Annotated in this window: 5 protein-coding genes; 2 read left to right on the forward strand and 3 right to left on the reverse strand. The window is 62.5% G+C overall.

What is annotated here, in order from left to right; genetic code table 11:
- The coding region (locus tag ABYB95_RS21345; RefSeq protein WP_372661657.1) for an NADPH-dependent FMN reductase at positions 1 to 445 on the forward strand (445 nt) is incomplete at its 5' end.
- A 19-nt stretch (positions 446 to 464) separates the two neighbouring features.
- Positions 465 to 719: a YkgJ family cysteine cluster protein gene (locus tag ABYB95_RS21350; RefSeq protein WP_372661660.1), complete on the forward strand. Its 255-nt coding sequence runs from the start codon at positions 465 to 467 to the stop codon at positions 717 to 719.
- Positions 720 to 888: 169 nt separating this feature from the next.
- On the opposite strand, the gene ABYB95_RS21355 is transcribed toward ABYB95_RS21350, so the two are convergent.
- From ABYB95_RS21355 to ABYB95_RS21365, 3 genes are all read right to left on the reverse strand, one after another.
- Positions 889 to 1,458, reverse strand: a complete 570-nt coding sequence (locus tag ABYB95_RS21355) for a YceI family protein (RefSeq protein WP_372661663.1) — start codon at positions 1,456 to 1,458, stop codon at positions 889 to 891.
- A 44-nt stretch (positions 1,459 to 1,502) separates the two neighbouring features.
- A complete protein-coding gene (locus ABYB95_RS21360) occupies positions 1,503 to 2,075 on the reverse strand; it encodes a YceI family protein (protein WP_372661666.1) in 573 nt (190 codons plus the stop codon).
- Positions 2,076 to 2,107: 32 nt separating this feature from the next.
- Positions 2,108 to 2,553 (reverse strand): cytochrome b (locus tag ABYB95_RS21365; RefSeq protein ID WP_372661669.1); only part of this gene is annotated, 446 nt, incomplete at its 5' end.

Below are 2,553 nucleotides of genomic sequence, written 5' to 3' on the forward strand. Positions count from 1 at the left end.
CTTGTACAACGGCGACCTGGAAACCCGTGGCGTGCCCGAAGCTGTGGTCCGCCTCAAAGAGATTTTCTACGCCCACCCTGCCTGCATCATCTGCTCGCCCGAATACAACGGTGGCCTGACCGGCGTGCTCAAAAACACCATCGACTGGGTGTCCCGCCCGATCGCGGGTGACCCCGCCTGGTCCAACGGCCTCAAGCCATTTGCCGGCAAGGTGTTGGGCATCATGAGCGCCTCGCCCGGTGCACTCGGCGGCATCCGCAGCCTTGCCCAGCTCGACCTCTTGATGACCAACCTGCAATGCTGGGTGGCGCCGCGCCGATTCGGGCTGTCCAAGGCGGGCGAGGCCTTCGACGCCCAGGGCCAGCTGAGCAGCGAGGCCAGCCACAAGGCGGTGCAAGCGGTGGTGGAACAGACGCTGTGGGCGACGCGCAAATTCCAGGCTTGATAGCGGGCAACGCCCCAGCATGAACTGCCGCCTCGGCTGCGCCGCGTGTTGCATCGCGCCCTCGATCAGCAGCCCCCTGCCGGGCTTGCCGCACGGCAAGCCTGCGGGTGTGCCCTGCCCCCATCTGGACGAAGCCCTGATGTGCAAACTGTTCGGACGGCCGGAGCGGCCAGCGGTGTGCAGCTCACTACCCCCCAGCGCAGAAATGTGCGGTGAGAACCGCGTGCACGCGCTGCGATTCTTGGAACACCTGGAACACGCCACACGCCCATGAAAAAGGCCCGCAGCAGCGGGCCTTTGGCAGATGGTTCAGAAGAACACCGGTGCCGCCGAAGCGCGTGTCTTCATCCAGCACACGCCGTGGAACCGGCTCCGCCGGTCGACAGGCGTATCCCCTCCGGGGAAAAGCCGCGCCAGCTGCGCAGTGGGCGCACGCCCGGGTTTTACTGTTTCACCGCTTCCACCTGGATCGCCAGGCGCACGCTTTTCGGGAAACCCCAATCCACGCCGTAGTTCAGGCCAAAAGCGGTGCGGTCGATGGTGGCTTCAAAGTCGCCACCACAAACCTCGCGCTTGAGCATGGGGCTTTCGTAGCAGTTGAACTGGCTGGCCTTGAGCGTCACGGGTTGGGTCTTGCCCAACAAGGTCAGCTGGCCCACCACTTCGCTCACCTTGTCGCCGTTGAACACGAACTTCTCGGACACAAAACGGGCCTTGGGGTGTTTGGCGGCATCGAACAAGTCGGCACTTTGCAGGTGTTTGTCGAACATGGGCGTACCGGTGTTCACGGATGTCATGTCCAGGGAGATGTCGACCATGCCGGTCTTGGCGGCGCGGTCAAAAGCGATCTTGCCCTCTTTTTTGTCGAACCGCCCCCGGTTGGTGGAAGTGCCAAAGTGACCAATTTCAAAACTGGCAAAGGTATGGGTCGGGTCGATGGCGTAGTCAGCCGCCTGCACGGCACCGGTGGTGAATGTTGCTGCGAGGGCCAAAAGGGTCAGGGTTTTGCGCATGAAAAATACTCTCTGGGTTGGTGGACAAAAAGGCGAAAAAATCTTCAGAGCTTGCCCACGCCGGTGAGCGCGAGGCGGAACTTCACTTGTACGTCGTTGGCCACCATGGAGGTGTCGGCCCACTCTTTGTCGCCCACCTTGTAGGTGAGCCGCTGAATGGCGAAGGTGCCGGTGGCCGTGGTCTCGGCGCCGTTTTGGGTCAGCGTCACGGGCACCACCACCGGGCTGCTCACGCCCTTGATCGACAGCTTGCCCGTGACTTCGAAGCGGTTGCCATCCAGCCGCTTGATGCTGCTGGACTGGAACGTGGCCTTGGGAAACTGTTCCACGTGGAACCAGACCGACTTGGGCAGCTCGGCATCGGTCTCGCGCACACCCAGCGTGGCGCTGCCGGTGTCCACGCTGAAGGCGATGTTGCTGCTGGCGAGCTTGGCCGGGTCGAACGCGATTTGGGCACTGAACTGGCGGAACTTGCCCTCGACCGGCACGCCCATCTGGCGGCTTACAAAAGCGATCTCGCTCTTGGCGGGCAACAATTGTTGTTGCGCCTGAGCGGGCAGGTGTACCAGGGCGGCCAGCGCGAGAGCGCCAACGGAAAACAGTCGGGTATGGGTCATGGGTAGGATTTCAAAAAACAAAAACAAGCCGCTCAGCGAGCGCCCCAACCCATGCGGGTCAACAAGCCATCGCGGTCGATCCAGTGGTGCTTGAGCGCGGCGGCCACGTGCAAAACCACCAGAATCGCCAGGCCGTAGGCGGCAAGGCCGTGCAACTCTTTCAGAACATCCGCCAGGGCTTCGCTCACCGGCACAAAGTCGGGCATCTGGAACAAACCGAACGGCACCACGGGGAAACCGGCGGCCGAGCTGTAAGCCCAGCCGAGCAATGGCACCGCAAAAAACAGCACATACAGCGCGGCGTGCGTGGCGTGGTGCGCCCATTGCTGCCAGCGCGGCATGTTCGCCGCCACGGCCTCGGGCAATGGTGGCGGCTTTTTCATCCAGCGCCAAAGCAAGCGCAATGCAGAGAGAGTAAGCACCGACATTCCAGCCCATTTGTGCCAGTTGTAGAGCTGGAGCCGCCAGGGTGAAAAAG

The organism is Hydrogenophaga sp. (assembly GCF_041633695.1).
Taxonomy (GTDB): domain Bacteria; phylum Pseudomonadota; class Gammaproteobacteria; order Burkholderiales; family Burkholderiaceae_C; genus Hydrogenophaga.

What these genes read in the sequence shown, in the direction of transcription:
- ABYB95_RS21355 (WP_372661663.1), bottom strand. Translation starts at nt 1,458, where the DNA reads ATGCGCAAAACCCTGACCCTTTTGGCCCTCGCAGCAACATTCACCACC.
- ABYB95_RS21360 (WP_372661666.1), bottom strand. Translation starts at nt 2,075, where the DNA reads ATGACCCATACCCGACTGTTTTCCGTTGGCGCTCTCGCGCTGGCCGCC.
- ABYB95_RS21350 (WP_372661660.1), top strand. Translation starts at nt 465, where the DNA reads ATGAACTGCCGCCTCGGCTGCGCCGCGTGTTGCATCGCGCCCTCGATC.